Annotated in this window: 1 protein-coding gene; it reads left to right on the forward strand. The window is 63.1% G+C overall.

Going from position 1 to position 347, the window contains the following annotated elements; genetic code table 11:
* Nucleotides 1–21: 21 nt before the first annotated feature.
* Nucleotides 22–347 (forward strand): YidB family protein (locus AC0L20_RS40280; RefSeq protein WP_473295712.1); only part of this gene is annotated, 326 nt, incomplete at its 3' end.

Here is a 347-nt window from a genome sequence, read left to right on the forward strand (position 1 = left end):
GATCGAACTGAGGAGCCGAATATGAGCCGCGGAATGCCATCGATGACCGCCCTCTTGGGTATGCTCGCAATCGCCGGTTACCAGAATCGTGACAAGTTGGCCGACATGTTTCGCAGTGCGACCTCCGGTCAGCCGGCGGGTGCCAAGGATTCCCTGAGCGGCATGCTCGGCAACCTTGGTGGCCTTGTGGGGGGCGGCGGCGTGGGTTCGCTCCTGAACGGCGGGATCGGCGAGTTGCTCGAGCACTTCAAGCAGAACGGACAGGGCGAGGCGGCTCAATCCTGGATCAATCAGGGGCCAAACCGGGAAGTCACCCCGCCCGAACTCCAGCAGGCTATCGGTCCGGA

It is taken from the genome of Bradyrhizobium sp. Kon58, assembly GCF_055807455.1.